Annotated in this window: 3 protein-coding genes and 1 pseudogene; 1 reads left to right on the forward strand and 3 read right to left on the reverse strand. The window is 66.7% G+C overall.

The features are described 5' to 3' along the window. From H926_RS32815 to H926_RS30520, 3 genes and pseudogenes are all read right to left on the reverse strand, one after another. Window positions 1–184 (reverse strand): annotated as a pseudogene (locus tag H926_RS32815) (hypothetical protein); the annotation flags it as partial. Window positions 185–187: 3 nt separating this feature from the next. Next, window positions 188–1717 carry a DHA2 family efflux MFS transporter permease subunit gene (locus tag H926_RS0124410; protein WP_022678568.1) on the reverse strand — a complete coding sequence of 510 codons (1530 nt, stop codon included), beginning with the start codon at window positions 1715–1717 and terminating at the stop codon, window positions 188–190. Then, window positions 1717–2808, reverse strand: a complete 1092-nt coding sequence (locus H926_RS30520) for an HlyD family secretion protein (protein WP_022678569.1) — start codon at window positions 2806–2808, stop codon at window positions 1717–1719. Before H926_RS30520 ends, H926_RS0124410 begins: the two co-directional genes overlap by 1 nt. 112 nt (window positions 2809–2920) lie before the next feature. Between H926_RS30520 and H926_RS33960 the strand changes: the two genes are divergently transcribed. Further along, the coding region (locus tag H926_RS33960) for a LysR family transcriptional regulator (protein WP_022678570.1) at window positions 2921–3271 on the forward strand (351 nt) is incomplete at its 3' end.

A 3271-nucleotide genomic window follows, 5' to 3' on the forward strand; every position in this document is an offset into this window, starting at 1 on the left:
CCTGCGGCCCTTCGCCCAGGCTGGCCTGCGGCGTGGCGCCGGCGGCAGGCGCGACATCGTCGGCCGCGCGATAGGCGGTGGCCACAGGGGCGGCCGGGCGATGGAAATCGGGGCCGACCGTGCATCCGGCAACCAGTGCAGCCGGAAAGAAAGCCAACGGAACAAGGCATCGTCTGGCGCGCATCGGTCAATCCATGTGCAGATGAAGATCGTCACCATCCCGGCTGCGGCGCGGGCCGCGCAGGAACAGCAGCAGCGGAATGGCCAGCAGCGTGACCAGGAACAGCGCCCAGAACGCATCGATATAGCCGACCATGGCTGCCTGGTTGGTGATTGCCGCGTTGATCCGCGCCACCTGGTCTGCGGCATGGAAATCCAGCCCCGGCGCTGTCCAGGCCAGCACGGGATTGTCGGGCCGCACGCCTTCGACCAGGCGGGCATGCACCGTGGCGGTGTTGCGCACGGTCATCGCCTGCAGCACCGAAATGCCGATGGCCGAGCCGATATTGCGGATCAGCGTGAACATCGCCGCGCCTTCGTTGCGGAACCGCGCGTCGAGCGTGGCAAACGTGATGGTGGACAGCGGCACAAAGATCATGCCCGTCCCCAGACCCTGGATGAAGCCCGACCAGATCATCAGGCTTTCATCCATGCCCAGCGAAAACGCGCTCATCCGATACATCGACCAGGCGCTCAGGATAAACCCGATCAGGATCAGCAGCCGCGCATCGACACGCTTGATCAGCCGCCCGGCCAGCATCATCGCGATCAGCGAACCCACCCCGCGCGGCGCGGTGACGAGGCCGGTCAGCACCACCGGATAGTGCATCAGCCCTTCCAGCATGGGCGGCAGCAGGGCGAGCACCGAAAAGATCAGCACGCCCAGGAAAAAACCGAAGATCGAACCCAGCGTGAAATTGCGGTTGGCAAACAAGGCCAGATCGATGAACGGGCGCCGCGCCGTCAGGATGTGCACCACGAACAGATAGGCAAAGAGCAGCGCGAGCATGGCCTCGACCACGATCTCGGTGGCGCTGAACCAGTCCTTGGTCTGTCCGCGATCGAGCATCAGTTGCAGCGAACCCACCGCCAGGCCCAGCATGGCAAAGCCGAATAGGTCGAGCCGGGTCTGCGTACGTTGCGGGCTTTCCTTGAGGAACAGCGACAAGCCGGCAAAGGCCAGCGCGCCGATCGGCAGGTTGATGAAAAACACCCACCGCCACGTCAGGTTATCGGTCAGCCAGCCACCCAGCGCCGGGCCCACGATCGGCCCCAGCACCGCGCCCATCGACCACACCGACATAGCCGGGCCATGGCGCTCGGGCGGGTTGATATCGAGCAGGATGGCCTGGCTCATCGGCACCAGCGCCGCGCCGAACACGCCCTGCAACAGGCGGAATCCCACGATTTCGGTAAGATTGGTGGCCATGCCACACAGGCCCGAGGCGATGGTGAACCCCACGATCGACCACAGCATCAGCCGCCGCCGGCCAAACCGCCCGGCCAGCCACCCGGTCAGCGGCGTGCAGATCGCGGCGGCGACGATGTACGAGGTCAGGACCCAGGTGATCTCGTCGGCCGAGGCCGAGACGCTGCCCTGGATATGCGGCAGGGCGACGTTGGCGATCGTGCTGTCGAGCGAGTTCATCACCGTCGCGGCCATGACCGAGGCGGTGACCATGCGCCGCACCCCGGCCGGCGGATAGCCCGCGGTCATCAGTGCGCCGCCTGCCCGCTGCCGGCACCCCTGGTATCGACCGTCACTTCCGCGCTCAAACCGGCATGGAGCGGCACCCCGGCGGGCGGGTTCTCGATCTCGAACTCCACCGGCAGGCGCTGCACCACCTTTACCCAGTTGCCCGTGGCGTTTTCGGCCGGCAGCAGGGCAAAGCTGTTGCCGGTGCCAGGGCTGAAACTCGCCAGGCGCGCGCGCAGATGCAGCGAGGGAAAGGCATCGAGCCGCACCGTGGCGGGTTGCCCGATGCGCATCTGATCAAGCTGGTTTTCCTTGAAATTCGCCTCGATCCACAGATGCGTGCCGGCCAGGGTAAACACCGGCTTGGCCGCCGTGACATAGCTGCCCACCTGCAATTGCGGCACCTTGGTCACCACGCCATCCTGCGCGGCGCGCACCACCGTGTAAGACAGGTTGAGCCGCGCTTGATCGAGGGCCGCCTGCGCGCGGCGGACGGCAGGTTGGTCGGCGATCGGCGCATCGACCTTGCCCGAAAGCGCGGCCGCCAGGCTGGCATTGTGCTGTTGCGCGGCGGCCACGGCGGCGCGCGCGGTGCGCTCGGCCAGCACGGCCTGATCGGCTTGGTTCTGCGAGGAAATGCTCTGTGCCAGCAAGGCCTTCTGCCGCGCCGCCTCGCGCATGGCATAGTCCAGCTGGGCGCGCGCCGTCGTCAGTTCCGATTGGCCTTGGGCATAGGTGGCGCGCTGCGCCTCTACCTGGGTGCGGGCATTGGCCAAGTCTGCCTCGGCCGCCGCCACGGCCACCTGGAACGGCGCGGGATCGATGCGGAACAGCACGTCGCCTTTCTTGACGCGGCTGTTTTCATGCACCTCCACCGCGATCACCGGACCGCTTACATTGGCGCTGACGGCGACAAGGCCGGCCTGGATATAGGCGTTGTCGGTGGTTTCGTGCCCCTGGCTGCCCAGATAGAGCCAGGTTCCCACCGCCGCTGCGATTACCACTCCGCCGATCAACAGGGGCAGGCGCCACCGCTGCCGCCGTGCCGGCGGTGCCGGATCTGCCACCACGTTGGCGTTCGGGCCACTGCCCGCCACATCATCTCGTGCCATTCTTTTGCCCACATCGCGCCCCGGCGCGCAAAGACGCCGTTTCGGGGTTCTCGTATCGCTGCATGCCCATAAGTCGAATGATTATTTGGCGATTTAGATATAAGCAGTGTGCATGATGGCTCTCGATCTCAACCTGCTGCGCGTGTTCGATGCGCTGATGGAAACCCGCAGCGTGACCCGCGCGGCGCGCCAGCTCGGGCTGACCCAGCCCGCGGTCAGCCATGCCCTGGCGCGCCTGCGCCGCGCGATGGACGATCCGCTGTTCCTGCGTCAGCAAAGCGGCTTGCAACCCACTGCGCGCGCAGAGGAAATCGCCGGCGGCGTGCGGCGTGGCCTGGCCCAGTTCCAGGCGGCCCTGGCCCCCACCGCGTTCGAACCGGCGCGCGCCGACCGCACGTTCACCTTGGCGGCCAGCCCCTATTTCTGCCACCTGATGGTGCCGGCCCTGGTGGCGCATGTGCGG

Source organism: Novosphingobium sp. B-7 (assembly GCF_000410615.1).
GTDB classification, from domain to species: Bacteria; Pseudomonadota; Alphaproteobacteria; order Sphingomonadales; family Sphingomonadaceae; genus Novosphingobium; species Novosphingobium capsulatum.

What these genes read in the sequence shown, in the direction of transcription:
- H926_RS0124410 (WP_022678568.1), bottom strand. Translation starts at nt 1,717, where the DNA reads ATGACCGCGGGCTATCCGCCGGCCGGGGTGCGGCGCATGGTCACCGCC.
- H926_RS30520 (WP_022678569.1), bottom strand. Translation starts at nt 2,808, where the DNA reads ATGGCACGAGATGATGTGGCGGGCAGTGGCCCGAACGCCAACGTGGTG.